Source organism: Candidatus Nitrospira neomarina (genome assembly GCF_032051675.1).
Classification (GTDB): Bacteria; Nitrospirota; Nitrospiria; order Nitrospirales; family UBA8639; genus Nitrospira_E; species Nitrospira_E neomarina.
Genome location: NZ_CP116968.1, coordinates 535,322 through 552,032, shown reverse-complemented (window position 1 = coordinate 552,032; position 16,711 = coordinate 535,322). Strand labels below are relative to the sequence as shown.

Annotated in this window: 17 protein-coding genes; 8 read left to right on the top strand and 9 right to left on the bottom strand. The window is 51.4% G+C overall.

Annotation, left to right across the window (positions count from 1 at the left end):
- The first annotated feature begins 174 nt into the window (after positions 1-174).
- The 3 genes from PQG83_RS02440 (at position 175) to PQG83_RS02430 (ending at position 912) form a co-directional block, all read left to right on the top strand.
- Complete coding sequence (locus PQG83_RS02440) at positions 175-321, top strand: hypothetical protein (RefSeq protein ID WP_312746396.1); 147 nt, start codon at positions 175-177, stop codon at positions 319-321.
- On the top strand, positions 302-595 hold the full coding sequence (locus tag PQG83_RS02435; protein ID WP_312746393.1) for a hypothetical protein: 294 nt from the start codon (positions 302-304) through the stop codon (positions 593-595). Before PQG83_RS02440 ends, PQG83_RS02435 begins: the two co-directional genes overlap by 20 nt.
- A 113-nt stretch (positions 596-708) precedes the next feature.
- Positions 709-912 carry a hypothetical protein gene (locus PQG83_RS02430; protein ID WP_312746390.1) on the top strand — a complete coding sequence of 68 codons (204 nt, stop codon included), beginning with the start codon at positions 709-711 and terminating at the stop codon, positions 910-912.
- Positions 913-994: 82 nt separating this feature from the next.
- Here PQG83_RS02430 and PQG83_RS02425 read toward each other — a convergent pair whose 3' ends face one another.
- The 4 genes from PQG83_RS02425 to PQG83_RS02410 form a co-directional block, all read right to left on the bottom strand.
- On the bottom strand, positions 995-2,230 hold the full coding sequence (locus PQG83_RS02425; protein WP_312746387.1) for a hypothetical protein: 1,236 nt from the start codon (positions 2,228-2,230) through the stop codon (positions 995-997).
- A gap of 151 nt (positions 2,231-2,381) precedes the next feature.
- A complete protein-coding gene (locus PQG83_RS02420) occupies positions 2,382-3,044 on the bottom strand; it encodes a DUF2238 domain-containing protein (protein ID WP_312746384.1) in 663 nt (220 codons plus the stop codon).
- A complete protein-coding gene (locus PQG83_RS02415; protein ID WP_312746381.1) occupies positions 3,035-3,679 on the bottom strand; it encodes a DUF2238 domain-containing protein in 645 nt (214 codons plus the stop codon). Before PQG83_RS02415 ends, PQG83_RS02420 begins: the two co-directional genes overlap by 10 nt.
- A gap of 243 nt (positions 3,680-3,922) precedes the next feature.
- On the bottom strand, positions 3,923-4,144 hold the full coding sequence (locus PQG83_RS02410) for a hypothetical protein (RefSeq protein ID WP_312746378.1): 222 nt from the start codon (positions 4,142-4,144) through the stop codon (positions 3,923-3,925).
- 399 nt (positions 4,145-4,543) lie between these two features.
- Here PQG83_RS02410 and PQG83_RS02405 point away from each other — a divergent pair, with 399 nt between their 5' ends.
- A complete protein-coding gene (locus PQG83_RS02405; RefSeq protein WP_312746375.1) occupies positions 4,544-4,870 on the top strand; it encodes a hypothetical protein in 327 nt (108 codons plus the stop codon).
- A 193-nt stretch (positions 4,871-5,063) separates the two neighbouring features.
- On the opposite strand, the gene PQG83_RS02400 is transcribed toward PQG83_RS02405, so the two are convergent.
- Together PQG83_RS02400 and PQG83_RS02395 are read right to left on the bottom strand one after the other, a co-directional pair.
- Positions 5,064-5,627 carry a hypothetical protein gene (locus tag PQG83_RS02400; RefSeq protein WP_312746373.1) on the bottom strand — a complete coding sequence of 188 codons (564 nt, stop codon included), beginning with the start codon at positions 5,625-5,627 and terminating at the stop codon, positions 5,064-5,066.
- Positions 5,628-5,955: 328 nt separating this feature from the next.
- The gene (locus PQG83_RS02395; RefSeq protein WP_312746371.1) at positions 5,956-6,906 is read right to left on the bottom strand and encodes an NAD(P)/FAD-dependent oxidoreductase; all 951 of its coding nucleotides are present in this window, start codon (positions 6,904-6,906) and stop codon (positions 5,956-5,958) included.
- A gap of 661 nt (positions 6,907-7,567) precedes the next feature.
- Between PQG83_RS02395 and PQG83_RS02390 the strand changes: the two genes are divergently transcribed.
- Entirely contained in the window at positions 7,568-8,491 is a 924-nt protein-coding gene (locus PQG83_RS02390; RefSeq protein ID WP_312746369.1) for an SDR family oxidoreductase, read from the top strand.
- 101 nt (positions 8,492-8,592) lie between these two features.
- On the opposite strand, the gene PQG83_RS02385 is transcribed toward PQG83_RS02390, so the two are convergent.
- From PQG83_RS02385 to PQG83_RS02375, 3 genes are all read right to left on the bottom strand, one after another.
- Positions 8,593-9,312: an SDR family NAD(P)-dependent oxidoreductase gene (locus PQG83_RS02385; protein ID WP_312746366.1), complete on the bottom strand. Its 720-nt coding sequence runs from the start codon at positions 9,310-9,312 to the stop codon at positions 8,593-8,595.
- A gap of 24 nt (positions 9,313-9,336) precedes the next feature.
- On the bottom strand, positions 9,337-9,795 hold the full coding sequence (locus tag PQG83_RS02380) for a DUF2231 domain-containing protein (RefSeq protein WP_312746364.1): 459 nt from the start codon (positions 9,793-9,795) through the stop codon (positions 9,337-9,339).
- Positions 9,796-10,093: 298 nt separating this feature from the next.
- Complete coding sequence (locus PQG83_RS02375) at positions 10,094-12,166, bottom strand: amylo-alpha-1,6-glucosidase (RefSeq protein ID WP_312746361.1); 2,073 nt, start codon at positions 12,164-12,166, stop codon at positions 10,094-10,096.
- A gap of 212 nt (positions 12,167-12,378) precedes the next feature.
- Between PQG83_RS02375 and PQG83_RS02370 the strand changes: the two genes are divergently transcribed.
- The 3 genes from PQG83_RS02370 (at position 12,379) to PQG83_RS02360 (ending at position 16,260) form a co-directional block, all read left to right on the top strand.
- Entirely contained in the window at positions 12,379-13,968 is a 1,590-nt protein-coding gene (locus PQG83_RS02370) for an alpha-amylase family glycosyl hydrolase (protein ID WP_312746358.1), read from the top strand.
- A gap of 176 nt (positions 13,969-14,144) precedes the next feature.
- Complete coding sequence (locus tag PQG83_RS02365) at positions 14,145-14,924, top strand: SRPBCC family protein (protein ID WP_312746355.1); 780 nt, start codon at positions 14,145-14,147, stop codon at positions 14,922-14,924.
- 142 nt (positions 14,925-15,066) lie between these two features.
- Entirely contained in the window at positions 15,067-16,260 is a 1,194-nt protein-coding gene (locus tag PQG83_RS02360) for a zinc-dependent alcohol dehydrogenase (RefSeq protein ID WP_312746353.1), read from the top strand.
- The last annotated feature ends 451 nt before the right edge of the window (positions 16,261-16,711 follow it).

Sequence of the window (16,711 nt, the reverse complement as noted above, 5' to 3'; positions counted from 1 at the left end):
TTACGATAATTACAGAGATGGAGTGGATGAATGAAAACATCGAAGACACCAACACCATTCTCTCTTCGTGTGCAATGGGGCCGGCCATTTCTCTTGCGTACCAATTCGTTGAAAGGAAAAGACAAGACCGTGTGACTTGTGGATACGATGAGGCCGGTGAAAAGGAGCATGTGAATGGTAACGGTGTTGAAAAAAGTCAGTGAGGATATCCAAGGTGGAAGATTGGATTGTATGATTCATGTTGTCCCTCCACCGGACTCGGTGCATCTGCCGGATACGTTGACGCGTTGGTGGAATGGTGATGTCTCTGCCGCAGGCTGAAACCAGGATTGATCGCTATGAGGTCTCGGCCTATAAAATTCCCACTGACATGTCAGAATCGGATGGAACGTATACGTGGGATTCTACAACGCTGGTGGTGTTGCGGATAGGAACCCGGGCCGGAGATAGAGAACAAATTCTTCCTCCGAAAATTTGGGAGGCGGCGGCAAAAAAAGAATTAGTCGTTGCCGATGGATTCAGTTGTCGCGAACAAATCGTGCAAACCACCGACGGAACGCTCTCCATACGGCTGAGGTTCTTCAAAGAGAAATAGAAGGTGCTGAATAGGCGTCTGGGTCTTCCGAAAGGCCGGGCAGAGAAACCCGTGGCGGAAATAATTATTTTCGAAAAATGTCGGCTCTTTGCCTACTGAAAAAGGAGGTACCAATGCTCACCATCGGTTTCATATTACTCATCATTGCCGGAATTTGTGCGTTAATTGGATTTGGAGCTTTTACAACCCCTGTTGTGGGACCGGCGCGTGTGGCCTTTTATTTTTTGTTGATTCTGTCCCTCGCAACGATCTTCTATGGAGTGGTTCAAACAGAAATGCATATCGATCCACAGGTCCCTACGCAAGAACGGAACTAACCGTATCGAAGGAAAAAAGAGAAGGGAAAGATCCTCATCCTGATTCATGAAAAAATCGGATGCGGGAGAATTTCGCTTCGTGTTAAAGAAGCTTTGACCAGAACACTACGACACTATTCCCTCCCAGTTTCGGCCCATGGCGATCACGGTATATGCCAAAGTTATAACTATAATTAATTTCTATCTGTGAACCCCATGGAGCCCCGCTGACAATTCCACCTCCCACGGCCGGCAGCATATCTACCTGATAGCGAAGAGAACCATTATCGTTGAAACGGGCTCGTTCGATCGCCGACCAGGTTCCCCGAATATACGGATACAAGAAAAAGAGCGCCTCATACCGGTAGGTGAAATTGGCAATCGCGTACTTCCGCGGAAACAATTCATTGAAGGCCACTCCCGGAATGAGAGGACGGGAGAGCGCCTCCCATTCATACCCCGTGGGACGCCCAGGCAACCGGAAGGTGGAAAACCGGTCAAGGTTCTTGCCGATTCCTCCATACATCGTGACAATCAATCTGTGCCGCTCTGACGGGACCAAAGGGATTTTCCCCGCCAAGGCGGCATAGAAGCTGGCAAGCATAAATGTGTGGTCATCATGGTTATCCGGGGTCTCGAATTCCGGATCTCCCCACTGACGCCAACGGGCACGATGTCCATAGAGGGCATCACCTCCAAAAGCGAATCCGTGATGAAGCAATTCCATAAGATTTCGTTCAAATTTATCTATCCGAAGCCGGGCATGGACTCGGCCTTCGTATGTATTTTGGGGCACAATGAAATTATTGGACGTCTTTGAACTGCGATCGAACCAACGGTAACCGGGTTCATACGTTAAAGAAAATTCGGCTGCATTATCCTGCCCTCCCGGGGATAATGGCCTGCGATACCCGATACCGATTCCCGCAAAGAAATAATTCCATTGCAGGTCTACGTCCTTGATAGCCTGTCCTTCTACATATTCGTATCGGCCGAATGGAATGATCACATTTTCAAAGGTCATGGCGGCAAACCATGGGCTGGTTGATGACAGACCACGCTGATAGTTGATGTCATTGAATACACCTGAGAAGGTCCCCCGAAATCGCTGGTTTTCATCATCCCAATTGCGCCAGACAAACAACGCGCCGAATGGAAGAAGTTCTAACCGTTTGGGTCCGTCCGGAATCCAATTCATACCGATATTTATCGCCGTCACATGTCGGCGATCCCGTGGAGGGACATGAATTTCCTGTCCAAAAATTTCCGCTTGATGGGGTTCTCCGGCAAGCGGCGTGTCGGTTTCTTCCCCCGAAGCGAACCGAGGGGAAATCACCATCAGACTTAACACCAAACCCAACAGCCCAATATGAACAGGGATTGAACGTACGACACGCTCACGCCACCGTGGTCGGCTGAATCTATTCCTCTGAGCGTGAATCGGAATGGAGCCCAAGGTGGACAGGTTGTTCATAGGAAATCAGCAAATGCTAGGGAGGAACCTGAAGAGATTTTTGGGAGACGACCTTGGAAAGTGCATAGGTCAGCATGATGGTGATAAATGCTCCGAGGACCGCCACAGTCATATCTTTTTGTGCATCCCATTCGTCACCCTGAGTACCAAGGTACGCCTCTCCCAATTCCGGACGAACAAGGAGAGCCACCCACGATTCGATAATTTCGAAACATCCACTGAGGGCCAATATTCCGCTAATGGGAAGATAATAAGCCCAGAATCCACGCACATTGACCCGGCGAAGGAATAATTCCCTTAAAGGGTAGGCCAGGAGCAGCCCGAATGAAAAATGTGCGATCCGGTCAAAATGATTGCGCTCAAATCCCCACCAATCCTGCATCCAAAATCCAAGAGGAACTTTTGAATAGGTATAATGGGCTCCGATGGCATGAAGGGTCATAAACACTGTGAGGAAAATATAGGAAAGATCCGATAAGGGATACCATCGATACGTCGCGACAAGGACAATGACCAGTCCTATCGCTAAAATATTTTCGAGAAACCAATCATGCCGGTCGATCGGTTCTATGGCGAGAAATATCCAAAACACCGCGTACCAAGCCAGAAGCACGTGTCCAAGATGATGCTCCCGAAAATTTTTCCGGTTAGGGGCGTTAACTGCAGTGGTCAGACGCATGTGGAAGATCTACCGTCCTTTCCTGTAATCCGGATGAACAAAACCCCTTTCCATTTCCAGGAGCACACCATAATTGCCAACCAGAGGAGCGCGCCGTATAACGTAGCTGCCATATCCTTTTGGGCATCCCAAATATCTCCCTGTGCACCCAGATAGGCTAGACCTAATTCCGGATGAACAATGCGGGTTACCCACGATTCAAGAATTTCCCACAGCCCGCCCAATCCCACAAGTGTCACCACGACCATTCCAGCGCGGATCCATGCAGACATCCCGGGAACCCTTTCGAAGAGTTCCAATAAGGGATAGCCAAAGAACAAACCAAAACAAAAATGGACGATTCGATCGAAATGGTTACGGGGTAATTCGAATAGCTCTTCCAACCAGACGCCGAAAGGCACCTGCGCATAAGTATAATGTGATCCAATGGTATGCAGGGTGAGAAACAACGCCATAAGCACATAGGAGGCGATGGAAAAGGGCAATTGTCGGTAGGAAAGGGTCAAGACACCGACGAAAAGAAGAGGAAGGATATTGGAAAATGCCCAGCTTTCCGGATCAAGAGGGGACCACCCCATTACCAAAAAGAATCCGATATACCACAGCAATAAACCCACCATCACCAATTTTTTCAAATTTGTACTCCCTGAACGCAATTTTCATCGATTGATCAAACAGCAATTCCATTCTCTCCCACGGAGTTATGAATGATAGGACACAGGAGAGCATGCTCTCCCGTGTTAGAGACCTTCACGCATACATAAAGACCTGCCTCGTCCAAGGCGGTCGTATGTATTTGCTGAGCAGTCCTTTCCTGCACTGGGATGAGACGCGCTTATCAATTTCCCACGCTATGCCCTCATAAGGCTCTCTTCCCGCTATCGTGTGGGCGAAGCGGTCGGGGGCTGAGAAGAGGAACCTTCCGCTTGAGCCGGACTGCCTTTCATAAATCGATTGCATCCACTATTGCCGGAGACCAACAATCGATACGATTGCAGGTTTTCATCGATACAAAGTCCCATTGTGGCATCTTCGATTTTTGCAGATGGTTCAATTTGCCACCATTGACATCTTTTACATAGGCCCCATTGGGTCGCCATCTTCATCTCCTTTCAAGATATACGTCTTGCGGGTGAAATTGAACTGCAACTGGTCATGACGACAGAGTGAATTTCACCTCTCTCAACTACAACACAGGTGAATATTGGTAGGATATGGATGAATAAGTCAGGCATCTTGCCTAAATGTCCAGTTGGGAAATTAGAGCGTTAACCGTGATGAATCCCTGATGAACTTGCCGAATAGGCTTGTGCGGAAGAGATACATGTGAAACTTGCCAAGGTATCAATACAAGAAAATACTCCAGGCAAGAGTCCGCCGAAAACGGCACAGGAAAAGAGAGGATCGGCTAAGATGAAGCAGGCGCAGTCCCGCACCTAGGAAAACTTTCCTGAATCAAGCCATGCGAAAATGGATTAACTACTGAGACGTCTGCCTGGATGGTTCAGCGGACCATTGATTTTCGGTACCTTCTGCTTTTTACGGCACTGGCGCTTCGTGTTACTGAACGTCCTCTCGTTTCGCGATTATCCCGTTATATCACCCAAAGAAAGGTGGGCGTTCTCAAGTGGCTTTCGCTTCCGGTCTGGCTGGAAATTCCGCTGGCTGTGGTGCTGATGGATTACACGCTATGCGTCATTCGTGAGCAGGTAAATGGTGAGAACACCAGCGGATATTTTTCAAAAGGGCGGAAAGTACGTGAGGACCAGGAAGAGGAAAAACTAACTACTAAAGTGAATTCAATTCCTGTGAAACCAAACCATTAAAGGCCAGAAGACATCATTCCTTCAAGATGACAAGAACGACAACCTTATGGGGCTTGTAATGTTGGCCTCTCAACACAAAGTACAACCCGCACGATGACATTCATTTCACACGAAGAGAGACAAAAACCAACTCCAGGAGTCGGCTTTTGTCTCTCACGACTGTCTTCTAAAGAAGGGTGGAGCAAAGCACTTCCTAAGGTAGAGAACCACCTGTTCTCCCAGTGCCCAGGCTTCCCGTTCCTGAGCCTTGCACTCCACCGGTTCCTGTGCCCATGCCGCCGGTTCCCGTGCCCATCCTTCCAGTCCCGGATCCTAGACTGTCAGAACCGGAACCTACACTTCCTGTTCCGGTGCCTGTGCTTCCTATACCATTACCCGTCCTTCCGGTTCCTGTACCCATGCTGCCCGTCCCGGAACCTAAACTGTCAGAATCGGAGCCTATGCTTCCAGTACCGGTGCCTGTGCTTCCTATACCAGTACCCGTCCTTCCGGTTCCTGTGCCCATGCTGCCCGTCTCGGAACCCAAACTGCCTGCCCCGGAACTGAAACTGTCGGAATCGGTACCCCGACTCCCCGCTCCGGATCCTGTGATCCCCATTCCGGCGCCCGTGTTTCCTGTCCCTACTGCTCCTTCTCCCAGGCCGGTACCCGTGCTTCCAGAACCTGCACCCATTGTTCCTGTACCGGCACTCATGGCGGATGAGGCAAACAGACAAAGGGAGGCAAATACAGCAACTGAGATTCGCTTTGTATTCATGTTCTGACCTCAATTTTTTAATTAGTTTTAAAGTGACTTAAACATGACATTGATGAACTATTCACTCACGGTCCGCAGGTGTTAGAGGAGCCTCTTCCTTCCTCAGCATCTTATGTTTGCTTTCCCCTCCTTTCTTTTATTCGTTTTTAATTGCAACCAGTGACAGAATGTCCAAGAAATGAGCCTTCTAAAATTTCGTTCTGCTGGATTGAAAATACTCAAGAGCAGCAGAGGAGGGAACTAGCGGGAACCCTGGTAGACGCAGGAGGTCTGTGATGTTGTTGTTTCTCCGGTTGTTATTAGTATTTCAACGCCACGACAGGCAAATTCAAATGGAAGGTGGAGTCTGGTTTGCCATGCGGGGCAGGGTGTGTTGTCGAAGGCTCTCATCGAACAAATCGCGATTGATGGCTTGGGCCGCCGTGGCTCCCTGGCCGGCCGCAACAATCATTTGACAATTGACAGGCGTGACGCAGCCCGCTGCGTAGAGGCCTGGCACGGAGGTCCTCATACTGGTATCCACGATGATTTGGCCTTCGGAATCTATTCGAGCTCCGACTTCCTCAGCCAATGCGTTGTGGCAGACATCTCCACGTGTCGTAAAGATAGCCTCCACCTGTTCCGATTCACCACGGACAAAGACCATGGAATGCACACGCCCCTCTTCATGCTCAAGGCCACCAATACTCTCCAGGCGCACATGAATGTCATACTCCCTCAGCCATCCCGCACGATCATCATTCCACTGGACGCCTTTGCCATTCGTGGTCAGCATGACGTGCGGTGTGAACAGTAGCATGCCGAGCGCATAATCCGCGGCTTCATTGTTTTGCCCGATAATGATCACCCGTTTTCCGTTCAGCCGATAGGCATCGCAGTCCTTACAAAAAAATAGACTGGTTCCCACGCACTCCCGTACGCCGGGTATTTCCGGGGGCAGATGGGTGAGCCCTGTGGCGAGTAATGTTCGTTTGGCCTGATAGCTTTGCTGATGCCCTCGAAGAGTAAAGATCCCATCCTGTTTCGTCAGTGACTGAACGTCGTCCTTCACGATGCCCACCTCGAATCGGGAAGCCTGGGCCATGCAAAGGTCGAGAAGCGTCGCCCCGGCTATCCCATGAGGAAATCCAGGATAGTTCTGGACTTCCGGTTCCCATTTAGCCATTGACCGGCCGGAATGAATGACGAGGGTGTCCCGTTTCCCTCGGCCGAGATAAATGGCCGCAGAGAGACCCGCCAAACCTCCGCCAATGATGATGACCTCTCGAATGTCCGTCATGTGCTCTACACGTATCCCGCAAACGTGGTACAGGGGAAGATATTTCTCATTTCTTCATTCAATTTACCGTCTGGTGCCGGAGGATACACTGGTTCGACGACCTCCCGCCTTCCCTTTCCTACCAGAAGAACATACGGTGTCCCCGCATGATGGGAATGGCACTGTCTCGACGATTTGCTCCTTCTTGGGTACACATTCATCCTTGTAAATCAATTAAACCGATCTGGAATGAGTTTGATATTTTTCTCGAATCATGTCGGTGAGTGGTGTGGCATGTGCCCTTCTCGGTTTGTGCGGCCACAACGATTTCTCCTTCTTTTTTCCGTTTGGGAAGTGGGGAATTTTATACTACCGGACAACTTCGTCATGGCCATGGTCCATCTTTCCTCTTTTCCTCTTAATTACCCCTCGCGCGTCACAGCCTCCCCGATCTATAGCAAGGGAATTCCATCCGGCAAAAGTATAAAAAAGGAGAGAATAATTGACTTTTGTTCATGAGGTTTCAGGAGGTAGAACGATCGAGGAAAATGAAGTTTTCGTGCCAAGGGTTTTCTCCAGTTATCCGTAAATCCGGGGACCGGGTATGCTGTCAATCACGAATGAAATGGAGAAAGAACATTAATCAACCTTTCCTGAATATTTCTGGTGAAGGAGAACGACCATGGACAAATCCACAACAGAGAAAGCTTCCCGGTCAGGCTTACAGGACGATCCGAATCCTTTTGTGGATGAGCGGACGCAAGACGGGGTGCCTTCCCAGCAACAACCATGGCCGGGACAAGAGGCGGATATGCGTCCAAAGGCGGATCATGGGGAGGAATCCTATCGGGGCTCGGGCAAACTGACGGGCCGCACTGCCCTCATCACAGGCGGAGACAGCGGGATTGGACGGGCCATTGCGATAGCCTTCGCACGGGAAGGAGCGGATGTCGCCATTACCTATTACAATGAGCAGGACGATGCGGAAGAAACTTACCGATGGGTGACACAGGCCGGCCAACGAGGACTGGCGTTTTCCGGAGATTTGCGCGAACGGGATCATTGCCGGCATGTGGTCGAGCAAACGGTGCGGGAGTTTGGCCGGTTGAATATTCTTGTGAATAATGCGGCCTTTCATAGTGAAACCTCGGATTTTCTAGACATCACCCCTGAGCAACTGGATCAAACCTTTTACACGAATGTTTATGCTTCCATCTGGATGGCACAAGCCGCCTTACCGCATATGCAGGAAGGCGATGTGATTTTGAATACAGGGTCGGTGGTGGCGCTTAAGGGAAATTCACACCTCCTGGATTATGCTGCGACGAAAGCGGCCATTCATAATTTCACGCATTCATTGGCTCAGGTGGTGGCGGAACGAGGGATTAGAGTGAATTGTGTGGCACCTGGTCCCGTATGGACGCCCTTAATTCCTTCCACCCGCAAGGAAGAGGCCGTGAAAGACTTCGGCTCGAATACCTTTTGGAAACGGCCGGCTCAACCGGCGGAAATTGCTCCAAGCTATGTGTTTTTGGCCTCGTCGGATGCGCGGTATTATACGGGCGAGATTCTCGCGCCGACCGGCCTGGCATTCACCACACGTTGATCACGTGGGCATCATGAATTGGAAGAACTATTCTGTCGAGTGGCGTTCTGATCCTAATAAAGACATATTAGGGAAAGAATATGCAGAGATATTCCACGTATCTAGATAAAAAAATCTTCGTTAAATGGACGCAGGTCCAGTTCCAGCGTCCATGCCTGTTTGTCCTGCGTCGTCAGGTGCCAGTAGGCCTCTGCCATCCTCGAAGGATTGAGCAGCGGTTCTCCCTCCTTGCCCGTGGTCTGGTGATGCTGGTCGGATTCTCCGATTACGCCGTCAATGACCACGTGAGCCACATGGATTCCCTTCGGCCATAATTCCCTGGCCAGCGATTCCGCCAAGCCCCTGACGCCGAATTTGGCACTGCTGAACGCAGCGGCTCCGCCCCGTCCACGCACAGAGGAGGTGGCTCCTGTAAAAAGAATACATCCCTTTCCAGCTTTCATCATGTCCGGGAGCACTTCCTTGGTGCACAGAAATCCCGCTAAGGGTCCAACTTGCCATGCCTGAGTAAACTGCTCCGGTGTCAGTTCATGCACAGGATTCCATGCGGCATGGCCTGCATGATTGATCAACACATCAACCGGTCCGAACTGATTCCGCAGGGAGTGAAATCCTTCTGTGATCTGTCGCGGGTCCGTGAGGTCCATTGGAATGGCGACGGCATGCCCGCCGTGGTTCTTCATGTCATCCGACAATTGCTGGAGGTATGATCCTGTGCGGGCAAACATGCCGACCTTACACCCTTCCTCCACAAACTTCCGCACCAGGGCCGCGCCCAAACCTGGACCGACACCGGAAATGGCCACAGTGCGAGGCTTCATCTCGTTTCTCATACGGAACACCAATCAGCGTTGTTTCGTTGTGCGCAGGACATGGCCGGTGTCGACTCCCACCCCATGTTTATAGACCAGTTCTCCACCCAACCATCCGGATATTCCCAACAACAGTACTCCTAATGTGGAAAGCACGAATCCTCCGTTCCACGATAAGTCTGCGGCACGCATCCAAAAGTTCACCATAAACAAGAGGAAAATCGTCAAATTGAGTGTCATATGCCAGGTGCCGATCTTCTTAGGATGGGGATCGGTCAGCGAGCGGAAATCCAGATAGCCTGGTATGGCAGCCAGTAAGGCACCGACCACACCTCCTCCGAGCGTGTACAAAGCAACCTCGCGCCATACGTCTTCCCCCCACCCGCTGATATAGATCACATCGGCCACCCATGAAAAAATCCATAAACCGAGTGGCAACGGAATTAACATGACGTGTAACGGATGTCCTTTAATACTGGCGGGAGTCATCATAGAATTCTTCCTTTCTTCTCCTGTTTTATCTCTATGAAGTAAGAGACAATGCCGGTAAGCCTGCGACCCTGCTTCGGAAAGGCTTCCCCGACTACCGTTCATGAAAGATCATTTGTGAATTCCTGGTGAACCACAACTGTACATAACCCTTGGCCAGAGACCTGGCGACAGGATTTTCCAACTCGCCTCCGTCCGGGGTGTGCCGTGAAATATGAGATGATTAAGGAGAGAAAAGAGATACAGGAAAGTGGGAGGCAATCTTACTCTTCATTTCTTTCCCCTCCGCACGCCTTTCATCCTATGCGTCACGAACCACGGGAGTGGTTTTGACCCAACAGCGCAACACTTCCGCCACGCTCCAGGCTTGCGCAATACAACCGCGGGGGGTAAAGGGCGCTTCAGCATCAAAAATTTCGCTGATGCTGCCGATGCAGCCTTCATTCAAGTGTCGTTCAAATCCGGAGAGGAACCGGCGCGCCCCTGCCGGATTATCAGGATGCACTTTCATCCAGGCATCGATGAAAGGACCGATCAGCCAGGCCCACACCGTCCCCTGGTGATAGGCGGCATCGCGCGCGCGCAGATTTCCATCATATTTGGCGTTATAGTCGGCATGATCCGGGGAAAGCGACCGGAGACCGACAGGCGTCACCAGACGCTTCTCCACCACCTCGACCACGGAGGACCAATATGACGAATCGAGAATCGGATGGGTCAGGGAAATCGCCAGTAATTGATTGGGCCGGCAGGCGCTGTCATCGCCCTGCTCACCGTCAACCACATCGAAGAGATACCCTCCGCCTTTATACCAGAACCGCCGGTTGAAGGAGATCCGCGCCTGTTCCGCAAACCGTTCCCATTTCCCGGCGTCATCCGGGTTGTTCCGTTGTCGAAGCCAGTCAGCGAGCAGACAGAGGGCGTTATACCAAAGGGCATTGATTTCAACGGCTTTCCCCCGGCGCGGCGTCACCACCCAATCGTCAACTTTGGCATCCATCCATGTGAGTTGATATCCATCTTCTCCCTGTCGCAGCAGACCATCCTGCGGATCGACGCCGATGCCGAAACGCGTTCCCCGTACATGATGCTCCACGATATTCAGAAGATGAGGCAGGAGAATGTCAAGCGTCACCAGGTCTCCCGTGGCCTGTACATATCGCTCGATCGCATGGAAGAACCACAATGTGCCGTCAGCGGTATGATAGAGACCTTCTTTCCCACCTTCGGGAAAGAGGTTCGGCAACAGTCCGTCCCGGAGATAATGGGCAAACAGCCGTAAGGTATAGCCGGTGTCTGCCTGACGGCCGGTTGTGAGTGTCAGACCTTCCAGACTGATCATGGTGTCGCGACCCCAATCCGTAAACCAATGATAACCGGCGATGATCGTTCGCATTTCATCGCCGCCGGCTCTGACCCGGGCGGTATCTTCAGTGCGACCGACAGGTTTAATAATAAATTGATCCGCGGCCAACACCAGCTCCGCACCGAGTCCGTCCCGCGCCGACGGGTGTGCTGCGGCCAATGCCCGAGCCCGCCGCTCATATTCCAACCTTAGAGCCTCCTCGGCCGGCAAGGCGGCAACGATGTCCCAGGATTCGGTCGATGCTACCAGGCATACAGAGCGATCCTGTGAAAGATCCGCTCTGAAATATCCGGGGCTCCATAATGTCCCGATTTCCTCATACCCACGACTCTCTTCCACCGGATACATCACCTCCGGTAACGTCTGACGATTAACGGTAAATGCCTGGCGCGCACCATCCAGAGACATCCGGATGGTCGGAAGATCCGGCAGGACCGACAGTTCAAACCGTGATTCGAATTCCGACAACCTAAAGGTTCCGGGGAGCGGTGTACTCACCGACGAGTCGTGTGACCGGTTGTGGACCGACGGCATGAGTTTCAACCTGACGGGATCTCCTTGAAGCAGTCGATAGATGATGTAGACGGTGTTTTGCTGATGAGGCATGAGCACTTGCTTTTCGATCGTCGCACCGGACAATTCATAGCGCCAGACCGGCAATCCCATCTCCAATCGGAATTCGGTGAGATAATTAATGCCGTACACATGGCTGTCCCCAGGCGTTTGCGTCTCCCCGCTCAATTTAATGACGCTTTTATCCCCAAGACGTACACGTTCCGACAGATGCGACAAAGTCATTTGTCTTCCAAGCGGCGCAGGCAACGCCGCAATCAACCCGCCATGATATCGCCGCGTGGCCACGCCGGCGACGGTGCCGGAGGCATAGCCGCCCAACCCATTGGTCACCAGCCATTCCCGGGAGAGTAAGATATCCTGTCCGTCCTCATGTAATTGAGCACGTGTCAGCTGTCGAACAATGGGATGCATAGCAAGTTTCCCGTCAAACATGATGTCCTACCATTCTGTTGTAAAACCATATTTTTCGGTACGACTCAAGGTATAAATCCTGCGCGAATTTTTCCAACTTAGATAATGGATTCAACTGAAGGTTGGGATAGGTTCACCCGGACATCTTTGTAAAGACAGGGGAAGACCGACTACCGGTTTATTCAATCTCCGCTCTTCCCCCCGGCCCAACATGCTTGTCGAGGAAATATTATATGGCAGACCCTCTCCACTGGTGGCAGGACGCCATCATTTATCAGCTTCTCGTGCCGTCCTTTTCCGATAGCAACGGCGACGGATACGGCGATCTTCAGGGAGTGATCCAACGGCTGGATTATCTTCAGTGGCTGGGTGTGAGCGCCCTCTGGTTATCCCCGGTCTACCCCTCCCCGATGGCCGATCTGGGATATGATATCTCCGACTATGTGAATATTGGACCAGCCTTCGGGACACTCGGCGATTTTGAAAAACTGGTCGACCAGGCGCATCAGCATGATCTGAAAGTCATACTGGATTGGGTGCCCAATCATACCTCCGACGAACATCCGTGGTTTCTCGAATCCCGATCAAACCGAGACCATGCCAAGCGTGACTGGTACATCTGGCGTGATGCCAAATCCGATCGTTCACCACCGAACAATTGGATTAGTGTCTTCGGCGGAAGCGTGTGGGAGTGGGACGACCACACTGACCAATATTATCTCCACACCTTTCTCAGCAAACAGCCGGACCTGAACTGGCGCAACCCTGATGTCCGCGCGGCAATGTTCGAGACGCTTCGGTTCTGGTTGAACAAGGGAGTGGATGGTTTTCGCATCGACGCCCTCGACCTGTTAATCAAAGACGAACAATTTCGGGATAACCCTCCCAATCCGGATTTTCAGGAAGGTCAGGGGCCGGATAGTCAATTGCTCCCACACCACACGCGGGATCAGCCGGGGATTCACGAGGTGGTCGCGTCCATCCGGGCCGTGGCAGATGAGTTCGGCGGCGACCGGATGGTGGCGGGCGAGCTGTACCTGCCGGTGGAAAAGGTCGTGACCTATTACGGAGGCGAAAAACCCGAACTGCATCTGCCCTTTCACATGCAATTGGCCTGGACGTCCTGGACTGCCGACAAACTATGTCGTTCCATCGGAGAGTATCTCGCACAGGTGCCCACGGGCGGATGGCCTTCCTGGATAATCAGTACGCATGACTGCCTGAGATTGGCGATGCGACTCCAGGGAGAACAAAGGCGTGTGGCGGCCATGCTGCTGCTGACGTTACTGGGAACACCGGTGCATTATTATGGAGAGGAAATCGGCATGAAGGGAGTCCCCATTCCCGGTGAACATGCCGTCGATCCGCAGGGCCGCCGCACGGGTCGCAACCGCGACCCGGAACGAACGCCGATGCAATGGAATACCGATCACCATGCCGGGTTTTCTACCCATGAACCGTGGTTGCCGATTGCCGAGGATTTTCACACCGCCAATGTCGCCTCACAACGTGATAATCCGACTTCACTCCTGACATTATATCGCCGACTTTTTGCACTTCGTCGCGAACGCTCCACCCTTACCACGGGTCGGCTCGAGATTATCGCAGTCCAGGGGCCTCTCTTGGCGTATCAGAGAGTGGGAAACGAAGAAAATTATATGATCCTGTTGAACTTTAGCAGCACACCGCAGACATTAAAATGGGATCAGACGTGGGCCCCCCAGATATGCCTTTCCACTTTTTTAGACAAAAACCAGGAGAGGTTCCATGCGCCTTTTGAGGTTCGTGGGGACGAAGGCCTCATTCTGAAACTTCAATCATAACGACCATAGAAGTGGACCATGACTTTTACCATCCAGGGATATTAACAGGTCAAAAGATTTCGTGAACCCGTTATAGTTATATTAATCCTGTTCTGGCTCATGAAGTTGATTCACATGGGATTCAGAAACTGAGTCACAGAAAATGACCCACTCTACCTTTTCTCACATGTGTGCAAATGAAAAATAATATCGGGGCCATTGAACAAGTCCTGTCAGTTGGCATGGGAACCGGTTTGATCGGTTTCGGTCTCACGCAGAGGGGCAAGGGGCGGATTCTTCCCATCCTGGTCGGTGGAAGCCTCCTTATGCATGGCTTTTCGAACCATAGTCGTCTCTATGAAGCCCTGGGAATAGACGAATCCTATGGAACTCCTATTCGACATCCCTTGAATAGAATCGTGCATTTTCGAAAATCCATTTGCATCAATCGTCCGGCCGCGGACATCTATGCCTTTTGGCGTGACTTGAATAATCTTCCCCGATTCATGCACAACATCGTAGCCGTGGAGATACTCGATGACACACGTTCAGTTTGGCATGCACGTGGGCCTTTCAATAAAGAAGTCTATTGGGAAGCCGAGATTCTGGAAGAACGGCAAAACGAGATGCTGACATGGCGAACCATAGAATCGGAATCCAACCTTGAACACGAGGGAGTCTTGTCCCTGCGACGCGCGGCGGGAAATCGCGGAACGATTCTTTCCTTGGATTGTCGATGGTCTCCGCCTGGAGGAGTCTTTGGCGCAGCCATGGCAAAACTCCTTCCCGATGACCCTGCACGGCAGGTCAGCGAAGATCTTCGACGTTTTCGCCAATTGATGGAAACCGGAGAAATTACACGAAACCAGGAAGCCTGCCAGGGCACGGATCGCTCCGGGCTGCTAAACAATCTCCGCGATGTCAGTGATGAACTCGGGATCACAGATCCCGTCGCAACGACACACCGTCCCTCCTGATCTCATGAACATGGGAACTTCTCATGCCGGAGGGTTCACTGAATTTATCATCAGACCTATCTCATGTTCATAAAAATATGCCCAATGTGCCGACTTTTTTGTCAGCGATAGGATAGCCCGCGAAGGGCTGGAAAGATTCTTTATGCGCGCCGTCTGTTGGAATGGGAAACATGATGTCCGGGTCGAAAACGTTTCCGATCCGGAAATAATTAACCCCCGTGATGCCATCGTTCGAGTGACCTTAACTGCCATCTGCGGGTCGGACCTTCACCTGTATGATGGATATATTCCAAGCATGAAATCCGGCGACATCCTCGGTCATGAGTTCATGGGGGAGGTTGTTGAAGTCGGTGCCGCCATCAACAACCTGAAAAAAGGGGATCGGGTTGTCGTCCCGTTCAATATCGCATGCGGAAACTGTTTTTTCTGCACAAGGAAGTTGTGGTCCTGCTGCGACAATTCGAATCCCAACGCGTGGATGGCTGAAGCGGCCTATGGCCATTCACCCGCCGGGTTGTTCGGATATTCCCACATGCTGGGCGGCTATGCGGGTGGCCAAGCCGAATACGTGCGGGTTCCCTTTGCAGATATGGGACCGTTTAAAATTCCTCCTGGGTTGAAAGATGAAGAAGTGTTGTTTCTCTCAGATATCTTTCCGACGGGATATCAAGCCGCCGAGAATTGCGATATTCAGGAGGGCGATAGCGTGGCCGTATGGGGCTGTGGACCTGTGGGACAATTTGCGATACGAAGCGCCCTGATGCTGGGCGCAGAGAAGGTATTTGCCATCGATCATTTCCCCCAACGTCTCGACCTTGCGCGCCGGGGCCACCCCGGACAGGTTCATGAGGATGATCGAATAGAAACTATTAATTTTGATGAGGATGAAGTCTATGACTACCTCATGAATGCGACCGGTGGCCGAGGCCCTGATGCCTGCATTGACGCCGTGGGACTCGAATCTCACGGCACAACGGTAGACGCCCTCTTCGACCGGGTTAAGGTGGCAAGTTTTCTCGCGACCGATCGCATTCATGTCCTTCGCCAGGCGGCACGAGCCGTTCGCAAAAACGGCACGATCTCCATACCCGGCGTGTATGGCGGTTTTGCCGATAAGTTTCCGATTGGCGCCATCTTCGGTAAAGGCATTACCATACGTTGCGGCCAGACTCACGTTCATAATTATATGCAGCCGCTGTTTGAACGTATTGAAAAACAAGAGATCCACCCATCGTTCATTATTTCCCACCGCTATAATCTTGATGAAGCTCCTGATGCCTATAAAAATTTTCGGTTTCACCAAAATGAGTGCAGGAAAGTTGTTCTTTGCCCTTGAATTTTGTCGGAATACAATCGGAATAACAAACGAATGTTCGGCAATTTCAAATCTGAATGTCTCCCTAGAAAAGATTATAAGGGATAGTGGAAATTTTCCACCGGCCTATCTCTTGCCCATTCACGTGGACTCAAGATATGCTGGCGGCCTGGCTCTATGCCAGCCCCCCTCAGGCGGTGAATGATGAGGCTCTAGGCTGAAACGTGATGAGCGATGAGCCAAGGCCCTGTGAGGGTGGCGACAGAATGGAGCCCGTCGCACTCATAAATAACCCCCCCTACAATTTTCCGTTGAAGTACATCAGGAAGTGGTATAGGAGAGAAAACGTTTAAAAATTCCATGGAATCGTATGTTCTTTTTTATCACTTCAATCTGTGAATCTCTTCAGAAAAGACATCTGTCATGCCGTTGGCAATGATCGACCTTTCCATGATTGTATTAGCCATGTTCC